The organism is Westiellopsis prolifica IICB1 (assembly GCF_004323185.1).
Lineage (GTDB): Bacteria > Cyanobacteriota > Cyanobacteriia > Cyanobacteriales > Nostocaceae > Pelatocladus > Pelatocladus prolificus_A.
Genome location: NZ_NAPS01000001.1, coordinates 3,418,536 through 3,435,771 on the forward strand (window position 1 = coordinate 3,418,536; position 17,236 = coordinate 3,435,771).

Consider the following 17,236-nt stretch of genomic DNA (forward strand, 5'->3'; position numbering starts at 1 on the left):
TTGTTCAACATTGTTTTAGACCTTTGTGTATTGCGCGTTGTTTGTGTGTTGTGTGTTTTTAGTTAGAGAATTTAAACCTTTGACTCTTCGTTAGGCTATTTATTTTGACCTTGAAAAGTTGTTTTTGTTTCTCTGTGTGTGTTTTTGTTTTGTTAATGAGAGCTACAAAGTCCAATTTCTCGATTCCGGATTTGTCTAAAAGATTTTTGGGAAAAAGTTTGGTTGGGCTTTATCTACCCTCAGATATAGGGAGGAGTAGAGGCTAGGGATTAGGGATTTTGTGAATTCTCTCCAGAGCTTTCACAATCCCTAAGACCCTGTTACCAAAGCTTTCGCCCTTTAACTTCTACTTCAATACTCTTGTCAAAATTTATTTTGCAAGAGTATTGAAGTAGTAGTCAACCTCATACCTAATATTTTTAACCAAAAAACTTGGGTGTAGTCAAGAGCTGGGTTAAATTTTTTAGCCACTAAATTTTTTTGATGCCAGCTACATTTTTTTGAGTTAGGATCTACGACTATAGTTAAATCCAAAAGTGCTGTAGCTGTGAAACGGAAAGTAAAACCAAACATAGCTTTTCTGCGGGAAAAAGCAGGGCTAACTCAGCTGGAGTTATCGCGTCTTGTGGGCGTGACAGAAAGCACTATTCAAAATTGGGAAAGTGGTAGAACTGGAACAGAACAAATCGAAAGAATTATTAAGTTTTGTAAAGCACTCAATTGTCAAGTAGAAGATTTAATTGAGTATGCAAGTACACCACAAGAGCCAGCAACAAAGCCTAGTTCACTGAGCGATATACATAATATGTTGGGGACAGATGAACCTTCATCAACTTCCAGTCCCACTACACAAAATGATCAAAAGTGTCAAGAGTCAAGGGTTAAGGGTCAATAGTCAATAGTCATTTGTTGATGGTTAAGAATTCAGTGAACAGTTAACAGGAAGTAATAGAATTTTGATAACTGATAACTGATAACTGATAACTGATATCTCACGCCTTCTGATTAAATTTTTAATTCCAGATTTTGCTGCCATAATGTGTCTATAGTGACAAATTGGTAGCCTTGTTGAAGTAATTTGGGGATAAGTAAGTTAGTAATTTCAGCGACATCTTCTCCGCCACAAATACCATCATGTAAAACTATGATAGAACCGCTTTTGACTTGCTGTAGAACTCTCTGTACTACGGTGTTAATTCCGGGTCGTACCCAATCTTCTGGTACTACAGTCCACATTACAGAACGGTAATTCCACTGGTGTAATAAGTTTAATGTTTTAGGTGTAAATAAACCGTTGGGAGGTCTGACATCACGTACTTGTGTTGGTTGCAGTTCGCAAGCATCATAAATGACAGCTTGAGTTCTTTCTAGGCTGTCTTTGAGTTCATGAGGCGAGAGTAGAGGAAAATTATGATGATAGTAACCGTGCAGCCCAATCCAATGTCCGCGATCGCACACTTCTTTTGCTAAACTGGGCGAACGATGGACACAAGCACCCAACCAAAAGAAATTTGCTGTAATTTGGTAACGATCTAAAACTTCTAATAGTCGGGGTGTGTATTGCGGATGGGGGCCATCATCAAAGGATAAGGCGATCGCTTTGGAATTGCACTCACCCCCCCACAGACAACTGGGAAAAGTTGGTTTCAGAATGGGGTGTAATAGCGGAAATAAAGGATAAAGCTGCATTTATGGATAATACGTGCTGTTAATTTATATTTTACAAATCGGTGCGTTAGGACGTTGTTCCGTCCATAACGCACCCTACATTTACTTTATAAATATTCTCTTAAACTCTCTTTATGTAACAAATTCTGTAACAACGCCATAGTTTTAACTTTTACCCGTCTAGATTAGAACAAATTTAAGCATAATCCCTGAATTAACGGGTAATGGTGTTCAAGTATATACAAGATAGCCGCGATTATCAAATTCTTTTTCTGTCTTTGTTTCTAATAATAGGAATTGGTACAAGAGACTGGACATTACAACCAGAGTGGATTGCAGTCACCATAGTTACTTGTCTGTCAACACAATGGTTATTGTCATTGGTCATTGGTTGGTTCACAGAATTTATTGATCAAGAACAAAGGACTAATAACAAGGGACAATTAACAAATCTTCGCAGTCCTCTAATTACTGCTTTGGGACTTAGTTTACTGTTGCGGGCTGATCATTGGACGACAATGGTATTTGCAGCAGTAGTTGCGATCGCTAGTAAATTTGTTTTTAAAATAGGCGATAAACATTTCTTCAACCCTGCGAATTTTGGCATTATCTCAGCTTTAATACTTACCCCTGATGCTTGGGTTTCTCCGGGACAGTGGGGTGAAGATTGGTGGTATGGGTTGTTATTTGCTGGAACTGGTGGTTTGATTCTCAAAAAAGTCGGACGTTGGGATACGACAGCGGCTTTTTTAGGTGCATATGCTGTCTTAGAAGCAATGCGTAATTTTTATTTGGGTTGGACTTGGGATGTTTATTGTCACCGATTAATGAGCGGATCTTTGTTACTGTTTGCCTTATTCATGGTGACAGATCCTCGGTCAATTCCCAATGCTCGTATGGCGCGTGTAGTTTGGGCAATATGCATCGCCATATTGACTTTTATTTTACGGAATTATTTCTTTGTCTCTACTGCTGTTTTCTGGGCATTATTTATCCTAGCGCCTTTGACGGTACTACTGGATCTGATTTGGGAAGCACCTCGTTTTGGGTGGAGTGGGGATCGGAGAGATGGGGGAGATGGTGGAGATGGGGGAGATGGGGAGATGGGGGAATTTCTCTTTCCCTATTCCCTATTCCCGATTCCCAATCCCCGTTCGCGTAGCGTCTCCTCTGGAGAATCCCCTATCCCCTATCCCCGATCCCTCCACTAATGAATTTAATTTTGCTTAATTACTTAAAAACTTGAATTATGAAACACTTAAGATTTTTGATTTCGTTAGTGGTGATATTTGCGGTTGTATTTTGTTTTGCACCTACAGCTTGGGCTTTTTGCGGTTTTTATGTTGCTAAGGCGGATACGAAATTATATAACAAAGCTTCGCAGGTGGTGATCGCACATAATGATGATCGGACTGTGTTGACGATGGCTAATGATTATCAAGGTGATGTGAAAGATTTTGCGATTGTTGTACCTGTACCTACTGTTATCCAAAAAGAACAAGTACGTGTTGGCAATCCTAAAATTATCGAACGTTTGGATGCTTTTAGCGCCCCACGATTAGTAGAGTATTATGATTCTGATCCCTGCAATCCTGTATATGATCGAGTTATGCCGCAAGCTGCGCCAGCACCATCAGCAGAAAGTCAGGGACAGAGAAGAAACAGCAGCCAGAATTTGGGTGTAACTGTTGAAGCACGGTTTAACGTTGGTGAATACGATATTGTCATTTTGAGTGCTAAAGAGTCGGGCGGGTTGGAAACTTGGTTAATTCGTAACGGTTACAAAATTCCTAGAGGGGCGAAACAGTTACTTAAGCCTTACATTCGGCAAAACATGAAGTTTTTTGTGGCTAAAGTTAATCTGGATAAGTTTGACCAAACGGGCTATCAAAACTTGCGTCCATTGCAAATATCTTACCAGTCGCCTAAATTCATGCTGCCAATTCGTTTGGGTATGATCAATGCTGCTACAGAGCAAGATTTAATTGTTTATATTCTTTCGCCGAAAGGACAAGCAGAACTTACCAACTACCGCACTGTCAAAGTTGCTTCTGATGCGAATATTCCGTTGTTTGTCAAAAATGAATTTGGCGAATTTTATAAATCCATGTTCCAAACTGCTTACACCAAAGAAGACCGGAAAGTAGGATTTTTAGAATACGCTTGGGATATGGGTAGTTGTGATCCCTGTTCTGCGGAACCGCTAAACTCGGAAGAATTGAAAGAAGCAGGGGTCTTTTGGTTAAGTGATTTCCCTCCAAATATTAATCAGTCAGCACCTTTTCGTCGTTCCATTGTTCCCAACAACGTTTTTATCACTCGTCTCCACGTCCGCTACACCCGCGACAAATTTCCCGAAGATTTAATCTTCCAAGAAACATCCAACCGTGAAAACTTCCAAGGACGTTATATTTTGCAACATCCATTTACAGGTGAAGCAAAATGTCAAGCAGGGAGAGAATACAAACGGTCTTTAGGAAAACGCTTTGAACAAGAAGCACAAACTCTTGCTAAACTAACCAATTGGAATATTCAAGATATCCGTAAAAAAATGAACCTCAACGGTCAGGTTAGGGTTTCTTGGTGGCGAGTGCTTCTTTCTTGGATCGGACTGTAGTTTTATTGCGGATTGGGGATCGGGGATCGGGGATCGGGGATCGGGGATCGGGAAGGGGGACAAGGGAGACAAGGGAGAATTATTTAACAAGTCTTTTCCTATTCTATTGCCCGTTCCCTGTTCCCCGTTCTCTGTTCCCCGTTCTCTGTTCCCCGTTCCCTGTTCCCCGTTCCCCAATCCCCGATATTAAATGCCAATTCTACGCAATACTTAGAAAAGGCTTAGTGTGTTCACGAAAAGTATTATGCAAACATTGGAGGAAAACTTACGACGCTTAGTTGATGAAGCTTGTGGACATCCGGTTGGAAGTCCGCAGCGTCAGAAACGATTGACACAAATTATTCGCTTGAGTAATGGCAAACTTTGGAAAGAGAGTACGCCTTACTATCAAGATGCACTGCAACAGACGTGGTTGTACTTCTGTGCCAATATTTGTAAAGCATATGATCCGACGCGGGGATCTGTGATTACTTGGCTGAATGCTTACCTGAGATGGAGACTGCAAGATTTTTACACTCAACAACGGGAAGAAAATGCTAAAAAAGCCCCTCCCAGTATTAATCAGTCTGCTTCTGGCGATCGCATTGAAACTATATATCCTGAAGATAAGTTACCTGCTTCCCCTGACATACCTCCAATTTTAGAAACGGTGAAGTTATGGGTGGAAGAAGATATTGATGGAGAACTACGAAGCACTCATGTTCAAGGACATCCCCATGTCAATTGCCAAGTATTAATTTTGAAACGTTTACCGCCGGAGGTGGGCTGGAAGGAGTTATCGATAGAATATAAGCTACCAGTATCTACTTTGAGCAGTTTTTATCAACGCCAATGCTTACCGCGTTTACGTAATTTTGCTGAAAAAGAAGGTTATTTATAGTTGAAGTGAGTAGCCGATAGTGACTAATAATTTCGAGCAACAAATCAAGTAGTCTGCTTAAGCAGACTTGAATTATGAGACTCGGATTTCAATCGCAGGCTTGATATAAAAGTTAGTTAAGGTTCAGAAAATTCATCCAGGAAAAAACTGTACAACTGAAAAAACCAATGTTTCCATTACAGAAAGAACCTGTCAAAAAGCGCAACAATAATTCTTTTAAATTCTCTGTTCAGGCTATTTTATCGTCGCTCAGAGAGATGAGTCTACGTACAAAAATGCTGATATTTGCTGTAGCAATAGGTATGCTACCTGCATTAGCAATTGGACTGCTGGCTTATCGTTTGATCAGCCAATCAACAACGAAAGAAATTACCAATACTAAGCAGGATAAAGCAAAGTTATTAGCAGATAGTATAAACACTTTTCTGTATATAAATTATGAAGATGTTCAAAGAATTTCTCAACAAATTCTCTTGATGAATCCTCAGATACAGCCAACTGAAACTCTCAAAAATATTGAAACCAAATTAAATAACTATATATCAAGTACGGGAAAAAACGTTGAGAGTATTACTCTTTTTGATATCGATGGTAATTTAGTTTTTGACTCGAAAAGCCAACAGATTGCTAACCAAAAAAATCAGGATTATTTTCAAGTAGTAAGGAATACTAACAAGCCTTACATCAGCCAAGCTTCATCCTCAAAAAGTTCAGAAAATCCCAGGATATATTTAGCTGCACCTGTGAAAGATAGTCTTACGGCTAAGACTTTAATTGTACGGGCAGTTATGCCTATAGAATCCTTAGGAAAAGCCCTGACAATCTCGCAGATTAATGAGGATGATTATACTATAGTAGACTCATCAGGAAGAATCATTTTTAGTAAACAAAGATATCAATGGGGTAAGAAGTTTGCAGAGGTATTCCCTGAATGGAAGCCATTGGAAGTCCAAAATCAAGTAACGAGTCAAATCTTATTTGATCAGAAGCAAAACAATCAAAAATTAGTTACCTATGTACCTCTATCAAAAATAGAGGGACTTCCAAATATTCAATGGAGATTAATACTAACAACAGATCTAAATACAGCCTTTGCAACTCAAAGACAATTATTGTTAGCTTTTCAAATAGGAACTATTGCGATCGCATTGCTTGTTGGCACTATTGCAGCATTTCTTGCTAACCGCATGATTAGACCAATTATAGCTACTATCGCCGCAGTTAAAAAATTAGGTACAGGCAGTCTAGACACACGTATTGCTATAGCTGGTTCTGACGAACTTGCAGTCTTGGGTTCTAACATTAACCAAATGGCAAATCAACTGCAAAATCTGCTCAGAGAGCAAACAGCGGAAACTGAAGAATTAAAGTTATTAACAAATATTTTGCATTCTCTTCGACAGTCTAGTACTTCCCAAGAATTATTCAATATTACAGTACAACAAGCCAGACTTGCACTCACAGCAGATCGAGTGGTAATTTATCGCTTCAACACTTGTACAGGTGGAAAAGTTATTGCTGAATCTGTTGTCACTGAGTTTCCTATAAGTCTAGAAAATTCGATTCATGATGCTTGTATTCCGCCAAATTTGATTGATGCTTACACTAAAGGTCGTATTTCAATTGTCAACAATATTTTGGAAGCAGGCTTGAGTGCGGAACATCTGAAGTTAATGGAACGGTTACAAGTTAAAGCAAACTTAGTTGTTCCTATCATTAAAAATGAGCAATTAGTTGGCTTTTTGATTGCTCATCACTGTCAAAATACTCATATTTGGCAGCCCTATGAAGTTAATTTTTTACGGCAATTAGCAATTCAAGTAGGATTGACATTAGAACGTGTCAGTTTGTTGGAAGTAACCCAGATTCTCAAAGATACTGCTATTAGTTTGTCTAAGGCTAATAGTTCTGAAGAGGTTTATAATTTAGCGGTACAAAATCTTCATCAAGCTCTACAAGTTGATCGAGCAATTTTCCATATCATCGACGAAGATTTTTCTGGTAGTATTATTGCTGAATCAGTAGAGACAATTTGGCCTCGCTGTTTGGGGGCAAATGTTAATGAGCCTTGTGTAGTAGATTATATTGAGAAGCATCCACAGGGTGAAGTTGTTGCTATTAATGATATCTACCAAGCAGATTTAAGTGATTGTTATATTCAGCAACTAGAACGGTTTGCTGTCAAAGCATCTTTAGCAGCTCCAATCTTATTAAATAATAAATTGTTGGGCTTACTTATTGCTCACCAATGTTCTCAACCACGATTTTGGCAGCAGTCAGAAATTGATTTGTTCGAGCAGTTTGCGAGAATAGTCAGTCTGTCATTAGAACGAGCGAATTTATTAGAACAAGCTCAAAAAGGGCGAGCGATCGCAGAAACAGTTTCACAACAACAACGTTTACAGAAAGAACAACTGGAGTTGCAGTTGCTGCAACTTATTGATCAAGTTCAGGAAGCATCGACAGGAAATCTCACGGTACGTGCGGAAATTTTACCCGGAGAAATTGGCACAATTGCTGAATTTTTGAATTATATCTTGGAAAATTTGCAGGAAATTATTATCCAAGTCAAACAAACTGCTTCTCAAGTAGATGTGGCGATCGCTAGTAATTTTGAAGCGATGGATCAACTTGCAATTGGGTCTCTCAAACAAACAAAGGAAATCAACCGGACTCTCAAAGCTGTTGATCAAATGCAGCATTCGATTATAGATGTGGCAAAAACAGCTGAACAAGCAGCTGAAGTTGCTCGTACAGCCTACCAAGTTGCAGAAACTGGAGGTTCAGCAATGGACTTGACAGTTGAGAACATTATGGTTTTACGAGAAACAGTAGATGAAACAGGCAAACAAGTCAAACGATTAGGGGAATCTTCACAAAAAATTTCCCGCGTGGTCGCATTAATTAATGAGATTGCCATGAAAATCAACTTGTTAGCGATTAAAACCAAGATTGAAGCAACACATGCAGGTGAAGAAGCTCAAGGTTTTTTGGCAATTGCTCAAGAAGTAGGTATCTTAGCAGCACACAGTAGTACCGCAACTACTGAGATTGAGGGAATTGTTGCTAATATCCAGTTGGAAACTAATGAGGTTGTCAAAGCAATGGAATTGGGAACCACACAGGTAATCGAAGGGACTCGTTTAGTACAAAATACCAAGCAAAATTTAAACCAAATCCTAGATGTTTGTCGCCAAATTGATCAATTGGTACACTCAATTTCTGTTGCAACTGTTTCCCAGGTGCAAACCTCCACAGAAGTCTCTGCACTGATGGAGGAACTTGCCAAAATTTCGGATATGACTAGTAATTCCTCCCGCCAAACCTCTACTTTGCTAAAGCAGACTATGGAGATTTCTCAGCAATTGCAACAAAGGGTGCGTACTTTTAAAGTGAGTTAATAAGGGTCGTCATCGGTAGAGACGCGATAAATCGCGTCTGTAGAATGGTCATTGGTTATTGGTAGAGACGCGATAAATCGCGTCTGTAGAATGGTCATTGGTTATTTTAGGCTCTCCGTAAATGGATCGGGAGTGAGCCGCGTGGGCGATTTTAATCATAGAGGACATCGCGACATTTGTGGCTAACGTCGCGACATTTGTGGCTAACGTCGTCACATTTGTGGCTAACGTCGTCACATTTGTGGCTAACGTCGCGACATTTGTGGCTAACGTCGTGACATTTGTGGCTAACGTCGTGACATTTGTGGCTAACGTCGTGACATTTGTGGCTAACGTCGTGATGTTCTTTATGAATGAAACGATTTTCACCACAAACGTGAAGATTGTCGTCACTAATGTCAAAGCGATCGCCATAAATTTTGTTTGACGGTGCGCGATCGCAAAGCCATAAAGAATCCACTCAGTATTAATTCAGTCTGGTTCTGGCGATCGCTCACAAATTAATTATGCCTGATCAGCCCACAATTCTTATTTAGAGACGTGCCATGGCACCTCTCTACATTATTTTTTGGAGAAATCTAAACAAATCTCTATCTGAGATAAATGGGGATTATGTTATGTTCGTAAAATACGTAGATTGCATTACTTTTAGATACTAAAGTTAATAAAATCTGAAAATAATCAATTCTGTTAAGTGATTAATCCTCTAGACAATGATGCAGTTATTTAGCCTTGCTGTTTTGGTTGCTATTGTTGTCAGTAGCACTCCATCTTTCAGTTCTAATTTTGCAGTGATCTCCCCATCAACACAGGTATTAGCTCAAAGTACAGATACACGCAAGCAAGAAGCAGATAGATTATTAAAGCAAGGCAACAAACAGTTTGATACCAGTCAGTTTGCAGCAGCATTGCGTTCTTACCAGCAGGCGTTACAGATTTTTCAAAGCATTAAAGATCGTAAGGGAGAGGGAAATGCTTTAAATAGTGTAGGACTGGTTTATCTGAACTTAGGAAACTATCATATAGCGATTGATTACCACAACCAGAGTTTGATAATCGCCCAGGAAATTAAAGACCAAAAAGGAGAGGCTTATGCTCTGGGCAGCTTGGGAAATGCTTATCGTAATTTAGGGGAGTATAAACGGGCAATTGATTACCACAACCAACAATTGGCAATTACCCGGAAAATAAAAGACCAACAAGGGGAAGAAGGTTCTCTTATCGGACTGGGATTAGCTTATCGTAACTTAGGAGAGTACCAGAGCGCGATTAATTACTACAAGCAGAGTTTGGTTATTGCGCGGCAAATCAAAGACCGACAATGGGAAGGTCGTATTATTGGTCATCTAGGAAATGCTTACAATGCGCTAGAAGACTACCAGAAGGCAATTGATTACCACAAAGAGGGTTTAGTAATTGCTCGGCAAGTCCAAGACTTACAAGGAGAGGCTTATTCTCTAAGCAGCTTGGGAAATGCTTACTTACTACTAGAAGATTACCAAACGGCAATTGATTACCACAAGCAAAGTTTAAAAATTAAGCATCAAATTAAAGATCGAAGAGGCGAGGCTGCTTCTCTATGTAATTTGGGAATTGCTTATAATGCGCTAGGAGACTACCAGAGGGCAATTGATTACCAAAACCAGAGTTTGGCAATTAAGTGGCAAATTAAAGACCGATTTGGGGAGGCTGCTTCTCTTAACAATCTTGCAGCTGCCTTGCTCAATTCTGGCAATCCAAAAGCTGCTGAAGAAAATTTGCGTCATTCAATTGCAGTCAAAGAAGCCATACGAAAAGACTTAGGTGATAATGATGCTTTAAAAATCTCTATCTTTGAAACACAAGCACATACCTACCGCTTACTGCAACAAGTTCTGATTGCTCAAAATCGCACCAAAGATGCTCTGGAAATCGCGGAACAAGGTCGCGCACGAGCTTTGATAGAATTACTTGCTGTACGTCAACAATTATCCTCTGCACCTGCTTCACCTAACATTAAGCAAATTCAACAAATCGCTAAACAGCAAAACGCCACTCTGGTTGAATATTCCATTGCCTGGGATGAGTTGTATATTTGGGTTGTTAAACCAACTGGTGAAGTTACATTTCAAAAAGTTGATATCAAAAAAACCAACTTGGGTAATGTAGCAGAGGATACTCGCACTGCTGCGGCGACTTTGGCTGAAGGTCGCGGTGTCGCTACTAATATCATTACAGGCTTGGTTAACAATACTCGTGCTGCTGTGACAACAACTGAAAACACATCCCCAGAAAATAATCCAAATACTGTTCGGACTTTAGGCTGTCGGGGAAATGCTTGCTTGCAGCAAATGTACAAGTTACTAATTCAACCAATTGCCAAAGAACTACCAACTAATCCCGACTCCCGCGTTATTTTTATTCCCCACGAATCTTTATTTTTAGTTCCCTTTGCAGCTTTGCAAGACCAAGATAAAAAATTTCTCATTGAAAAACATACTATTTCGATCGCTCCTTCAATTCAAGCACTAGAACTAACCCGCGCAAGAAGATTGAAACTCCAACAAGCACAAATATCAGCTTTGGTTGTTGGTAATCCCACTATGCCCAAGGTAAGTTTTAAAATTGGTGAACCACCACAGCAACTTGACTCTTTACCTGGAGCCGAAACAGAAGCTAAAGATATTGCTGTTTTATTTCAAATTAAACCTCTGATTGGGAAAGATGCAACTAAAGCTGCTGTGATTGGGCAAATGTCACAAGCGAGAATTATTCACCTGGCGACTCACGGTTTACTTGATGAGTTGGGTGAGGGGGGAATACCAGGACAAGTAGCACTTGCTCCTGCTGGTAAGGATAATGGTTTATTGAGTGCCAATGAAGTTTTAAATTTGAAGTTAAATGCAGAGCTTGTTGTCTTGAGCGCTTGCGATACTGGGCGGGGACGAATTACTGGGGATGGCGTGATTGGATTATCGCGGGCGTTTATTAGTGCTGGGACGCCAAGTGTAATTGTATCATTGTGGCGGGTGGGGGATAATTCTGCTGCTGTTTTGATGCCGGAGTTTTATCGGCAGTTACAGAAGAGTCCGAATAAGGCACAGGCGTTAAGACGGGCGATGTTGAATACGATGAAGAATTACCCAAATCCTAGTGATTGGGCTGCGTTTTTGTTAGTTGGTGAAGCTGAGTAGTAATATCATGTCCGTTAAAATGCCTACTGGCGTGTCAAGGCTAAAATAGTGCAATAAATCTCTGATTCTTTCTCTGCGTTCTCTGCGCCTCTGCGGTTTATTAATGCAACATTTTAGTCTAGACACGCCACTACTATACAATAACCTCACCCTTAGTAAGGAGAGGGTTGGGGTGAGGTAATTTTAACGAGATTAGAATAATTTTACTGGAGTATAACTAGTGCCACAGAAAGTATTAATCTTAACTGCGATTCCTCATGGTTTGCGCTTAGATAAAGAAATTCGGGAAATTGAGGAAGCTATTCATCGATCTGCTAGACGAGATTTATTTGAGATTCGGACGAAAACTGCTGTGCGTCCTCAAGATATTCGCAGAGCGATCGCCGAAGAACGTCCGCAAATAGTACACTTTTGTGGACATGGTTTGAAGGATGGCAGTTTGGTATTAGAGGATGATGGGGGAAATAATAAGCCCGTCACCGCGCAAGGGTTAGCACTATTGTTCAAGTTACACGCAGATTACGTCAACTGTGTGCTGCTTAATGTTTGCCATTCAGCCAAACCAGCCCAAGCCATTAGTGAATATATTAATTATGCGATCGGGATGAACCAACAGATCAAAGATAAAGCTGCGATCGCATTTGCTCAGGGTTTTTATGATGCTTTGGGTTATGATAACCCAGATAATATAGATGTTTTTCAAAGAGCTTTTGATGAAGGTTTAGTTGCTGTCCAACTCGAAAATATTTCTCAGGGAGAAACTCCAGTAATTATGAAAAAGCCAACCCTCAACCAATCATCTCAATTATCTGCATCTGGGGTAAATTCCCAGCCGCAACCTTTGGCTGCTGAGGTTGAGCAAGAACTGAACGATGCAGACATCGAAACTATCAGAGAACTTTTACAATTAAGCGGACGTGCTGCACCGGAAAGACGCAAAGCATTGTGTATAGAAATTGGCATCAATCCTGGAGATTTGAGTGCTATCTGGACGCTGGCTGAAAATGACTTTGCAGTCGAATTAATTGATTCGTTGCACAGAAGAGGATTAGAAACAGCAATTTATAAACTTTGTAAAAAACTGGCATCTGACTTCCAAGGAGGAAGATACAGTACTAAATTAGCAGTGATTATGGCTAAATTTAATCGTCAGGTTTAATCTATCGCAACCCTATATAATTCGTGGGAATCGCAGAGCTTAGATCCCCGACTTTTTGCAAAAGTCGGGGATCTTGTATCTCACGAATAATTTAGGAATGCTATAGTCCTGGTAATTAATACTCCATGACACTAATTCTGATAAGTTTGTAGTGGGGACTTTAGTCCTCATCTAAGCACTAAAGTGGTTACTACGAACTTATTAATTATTAAATCACTATTAAAAATTTATATGTCTCTAAAAGACCTAAATGATTCAGATATAGAAACACTTAGAAAACTTTTAGAACGGAGTGGACGTTCTGCACCAGAAAGGCGAGAAGCACTGTGTATCCAAATTGATATTAATCCTAGAGATATTAGTTCTATTAAAGAAAGTGCTAGTAGTGATTTTGCGGTATTACTAATTAATAATTTGTTAGAAAGACAATTAGAAACCTCTATTTATAAACTTTGTAAGGAAATTAAAGATGATTTTAAACAAGGAGGATACGCACCTGAATTAGAGGCTATTATCCGCAAACTCAACAGTAATCATCACTCAGAAATCAGTGAGCAAATTTCAACCATCCAGCTTGAAAAAGAAGACTCACACCAATTAAATCAGCCAGTACTTGAGAACTTGGTGACTAAACCTGAATCACCAGTGTCAGATAAAAAAGTTAGTCATTCTTGGCTAAATAGTTGGAAACTAAGAAAGTTATTTTTTCTGAGTTTAACAGTAACAGGTGCATTAATAGGATTACGTTTTTTTGGAATTTTAGAGTGGTTAGAGTTAAAAGCTTATGACCAATTAATGCAAGCTCGATTATTGAATGAAAAAGAAGATCCACGTCTGTTAATCATTAAAATTACTGACGAAGATATTGTGGCGCAGGATAAAAGAGGAGAAAAAGGATATGGAAGTTCTTTGCGTGATCCCTCTTTGAATCGTCTATTAAAGACGCTACAACAGCATCAGCCCAGGTTGATTGGTCTAGATTTCTATCGTGCTTATCCTAATGATTCTAGTGTTCCAGGATTAGCAGAGCAACTGAGACAAAAGAACATAGTGGGTGTTTGTAAAGTACCCAAAACTGACGAGCAAGGTACTCAAATTGATTCACAAGTATCCCCACCACAGGAAGTAAAATCTTTTGGTTTTAGTGATTTTATCACAGACAGAGATAACATTCTACGTCGCCATTTAATATCTCAGGATCAGGTTCCTGGAACTGCATGTAAAACAACGCGGTCTTTTAGTTTGTTGTTAGCACATCGTTACTTGGAACAGGAACTGGGGGACAAGATTAACTACATAGACCCGATTATTTCCCAAGAGAATTTGCGCTTGGGTAATGTTATCTTTCCCCACTTGCAACCTTTTACAGGAGGTTATCAGGATGTGGATAATTCTGGTTTTCAAGTATTACTAAATTATCGTGCTACAACTTCTGGCAATGTCGCTAAATTAATGACACTAGAAGAAGTTTTAAGTAATCAAAATCTTGAAGATATCCGTAATAAGATAGTTTTAATTGGTAGTTATGCTGAACAAGAAGGGCCTCGTGATGAGTGGTTTACACCTTACGGTAAAATGCACGGTGTAACAGTACACGCCCATATGATTAGTCAAATTCTGAGTGCAGTATTAGATGGGCGACCATTATTGCATGTTTTTCCTCAAGGTGTAGAAATATTTTGGATTTGGGGCTGGTCTTTCATAGGAGGTGCATTTGCTTATTATCGACGTTCTGTGAAACCTGTAGTGATTGCTGTCATTTGCGGAGTTGGGGTTTTGTATGTGATTTGTTGGGCTAGTCTCACGGTTGCTAGTGTTTGGATACCATTAATTCCGCCTGCGTTAGCTTTAATTGGTACTAGCGCTGCTGTGATGTATTTGAATAGGGAACAGGGAACAGGGAACAGGGAACAGAGAAGGGGGAACAGTAAAGTTTACTGAATTTTTTAAGCGCAGAGCGCAGGCTACGGCAACAAAAATAAAATAGGAATTTTATATGAACAAACATATACTGATTAATACAAAAACAATTATTGCTTGTACTCTGGTTTTAGGATTTACGAATTCGCTGCTATATCTTTCACCTGTGCAAGCACAACAATCACAGAAAAAACCTACTTTAGTTGAGAAAATTAAACGTTTTTTCTTTGGTACTCGTCCCGGTGGAGTCGCTACAAATCGTAATCAAGGGGGAGCAGTACGCGGTAACTGTCCTAATTTAGGTCAGAGTAAAGCTCAACCAATTATTGCTTTAGTACCCGCAAGTGAGCAAGGAATTCCCTATGTTGAGCAGACAATTACTGAACGTCCAACTTTTTGGTTTTATGTTCCTTATTTGCCTGTTGCTCAAGTCAATGTTGAATTTGTGCTTCTTGATAACGAAGGACAAGAAGTATATTCTCAAATCTTTCCCTTAAATAAACAGAAATTGGGAATTATTGGTCTGCAATTGCCATCAACAATATCTCCACTTAAGCAAAATAACAAATATCGTTGGGCTTTTTCTGCAATTTGCAATCCCCAAAACCGTGCTGCTGATGCCATAGTTAATGGACGGTTAGAGCGTATTTCTGTTAGTCCAACTTTAAGTAATCAGTTAAAAACAGCATCAGCGCAAGAGCGTATATCTATATATACTGATCAACGATTGTGGTATGAAACCTTGACTAATTTAGCTGAACTTCAGCGCCGCAATCCCCAGGATGCAGAGATTAAATCAGCTTGGGCTAATGTGTTGCAACTGATGGGTTTACCTAAAGATGCACCTCAGAATTGGAATATTTATACTCTTTCTAATGAGTAGTTGGAAAAATTAAATTCATTCGTGGGGATAGGGAACAGTTTTGTAGTGGCGTGGCAAGCTTAAAATAGTGCATTAATAAACCGCAGAGGCGCAGAGAACGCAGAGAAGGAAGAAGAGATTTATTGCATCATTTTAGTTTTGCCACGCCACTACCAAATTCAAGCCAAGGTCGGTTATGTTTTTCGACTTGTGTGTACACCGTAGGAGGTTTACCACCAGAGGTTAAAACTGTATTGCATCCAACCAAGAACGGCTATAGAAATTGTGGCGACACGAGACTTTACCAGCAAAACAAGGGTTTAAAATCCTTGTTTTTTCATTAAACAGTTACCGCTAGTACAGCACGGCGGAAATAAACCTACCATACCCTGCGGAAAGCTGCTCCGCGTCTACAAAATGGCGCAAAAGCTGAGAATACAATTCTTTTGACTTTTGACTTCCGCGCAGCGGTCTAGCCTTTGGGAATTTGCTTCGCAGTTTGTGTAGTAACAGATTATATTCGCCCAAATTTTGTTAGTCTGGTAAACAATTATGCGGTTACGAAGCGTTAGCCTTGCCGTTTTCCTGGCTGTTGTTGCCAGTAGTGTGCCATCATTAGGTCTCAATGTTGCGGTGTTGTCCTCCTCAACACGGGTATTAGCTCAAAGTACAAATACACGCAAAGCAGAAGCAGATAGATTATTAGAGCAAGGCAACAAGCAGTTAGAAACCGGTCAATTCGCAGCAGGATTGAGTTCTTACCAGCAGGCGTTAGAGATTTACCAAAGCATTAAAGACCGTCAAGGAGAGGGAAATGCTTTCAAAAATTTGGGAAATGCTTACTTGAACTTAGCAGACTATAAACAAGCAACCACCCACTACAATCAGAGTTTAGCGATCGCGCGGGAAATCTCAAATAGACTTTTGGAGGGACAATCTCTCAATAATCTGGGACTAATTCACTCTAACTCTAGAGACTATAAACAAGCGATTAATTACTACAACCAGAGTTTGGCTATTGCTCTGGAACTTAAAAACAGACTTTTAGAGGGAAAAGCTTTAACTAATCTAGGACTGGCTTACCACTCATTAGGAGAGTACAAGCGGGCGATTGATTACTATAACCAGAATTTGGCTATAGCAAAGGCTATTGGTGACAGACTAGCAGAGGCGAATTCTCTGATTAATCTGGGAAGTGCTTACTACTCATTAGGAGAGTACAAGCGGGCGATTGATTACTATAACCAGAATTTGGCTATAGCAAAAGCTATAGGTAATAGACAAGCAGAGGCGAATTCTCTGATTAATCTGGGACTGGCTTACTATAACTCAGGAGAGTACAAGCGGGCGATTGATTACTATAACCAGAGTTTGGCGATCGCAAAGGCGATTGGTAATAGACAAGCAGAGGCGAATTCTCTGATTAATTTGGGAAGTGCTTACCACTCATTAGGAGAGTACAAGCGGGCGATAGATTACTATAACCAGAGTTTGGCTATAGCAAAGGCTATCGGTAATAGACAAGCAGAGGCGAATTCTTTAGGTGGACTGGGACT

General features: G+C 39.7%; 12 protein-coding genes. 11 read left to right on the forward strand and 1 reads right to left on the reverse strand.

The window, feature by feature from the left end; all coding sequences use genetic code 11:
- The first annotated feature begins 547 nt into the window (after positions 1-547).
- Positions 548-895 (forward strand): helix-turn-helix transcriptional regulator, encoded by a 348-nt coding sequence (locus B4U84_RS13995; RefSeq protein ID WP_017312692.1) that lies wholly within the window; start codon positions 548-550, stop codon positions 893-895.
- Positions 896-1,005: 110 nt separating this feature from the next.
- On the opposite strand, the gene B4U84_RS14000 is transcribed toward B4U84_RS13995, so the two are convergent.
- Positions 1,006-1,689, reverse strand: coding sequence for a polysaccharide deacetylase family protein (locus B4U84_RS14000; RefSeq protein ID WP_044452526.1), 684 nt, complete (start codon positions 1,687-1,689; stop codon positions 1,006-1,008).
- A gap of 203 nt (positions 1,690-1,892) precedes the next feature.
- Here B4U84_RS14000 and B4U84_RS14005 point away from each other — a divergent pair, with 203 nt between their 5' ends.
- The 10 genes from B4U84_RS14005 to B4U84_RS14055 form a co-directional block, all read left to right on the forward strand.
- Positions 1,893-2,879, forward strand: a complete 987-nt coding sequence (locus B4U84_RS14005) for an RnfABCDGE type electron transport complex subunit D (RefSeq protein ID WP_242677625.1) — start codon at positions 1,893-1,895, stop codon at positions 2,877-2,879.
- Positions 2,880-2,917: 38 nt separating this feature from the next.
- Entirely contained in the window at positions 2,918-4,285 is a 1,368-nt protein-coding gene (locus B4U84_RS14010) for a DUF2330 domain-containing protein (protein ID WP_131118556.1), read from the forward strand.
- Between the two features lie 244 nt (positions 4,286-4,529).
- Entirely contained in the window at positions 4,530-5,165 is a 636-nt protein-coding gene (locus tag B4U84_RS14020; RefSeq protein ID WP_044452529.1) for a hypothetical protein, read from the forward strand.
- 167 nt (positions 5,166-5,332) lie between these two features.
- Positions 5,333-8,566: a GAF domain-containing protein gene (locus B4U84_RS14025; protein ID WP_131118558.1), complete on the forward strand. Its 3,234-nt coding sequence runs from the start codon at positions 5,333-5,335 to the stop codon at positions 8,564-8,566.
- Between the two features lie 178 nt (positions 8,567-8,744).
- Positions 8,745-8,993 (forward strand): hypothetical protein, encoded by a 249-nt coding sequence (locus B4U84_RS14030; RefSeq protein ID WP_242677626.1) that lies wholly within the window; start codon positions 8,745-8,747, stop codon positions 8,991-8,993.
- A gap of 286 nt (positions 8,994-9,279) precedes the next feature.
- Complete coding sequence (locus B4U84_RS14035) at positions 9,280-11,739, forward strand: CHAT domain-containing protein (RefSeq protein ID WP_131118562.1); 2,460 nt, start codon at positions 9,280-9,282, stop codon at positions 11,737-11,739.
- A gap of 220 nt (positions 11,740-11,959) precedes the next feature.
- Positions 11,960-12,898, forward strand: a complete 939-nt coding sequence (locus B4U84_RS14040; RefSeq protein WP_131118564.1) for a CHAT domain-containing protein — start codon at positions 11,960-11,962, stop codon at positions 12,896-12,898.
- Positions 12,899-13,129: 231 nt separating this feature from the next.
- Positions 13,130-14,839, forward strand: a complete 1,710-nt coding sequence (locus B4U84_RS14045; RefSeq protein WP_131118566.1) for a CHASE2 domain-containing protein — start codon at positions 13,130-13,132, stop codon at positions 14,837-14,839.
- A gap of 55 nt (positions 14,840-14,894) precedes the next feature.
- Complete coding sequence (locus B4U84_RS14050; protein ID WP_131118568.1) at positions 14,895-15,701, forward strand: DUF928 domain-containing protein; 807 nt, start codon at positions 14,895-14,897, stop codon at positions 15,699-15,701.
- A gap of 531 nt (positions 15,702-16,232) precedes the next feature.
- Positions 16,233-17,236, forward strand: a 1,004-nt coding sequence (locus tag B4U84_RS14055; RefSeq protein ID WP_131118973.1) for a tetratricopeptide repeat protein, incomplete at its 3' end; no start/stop codon positions are given.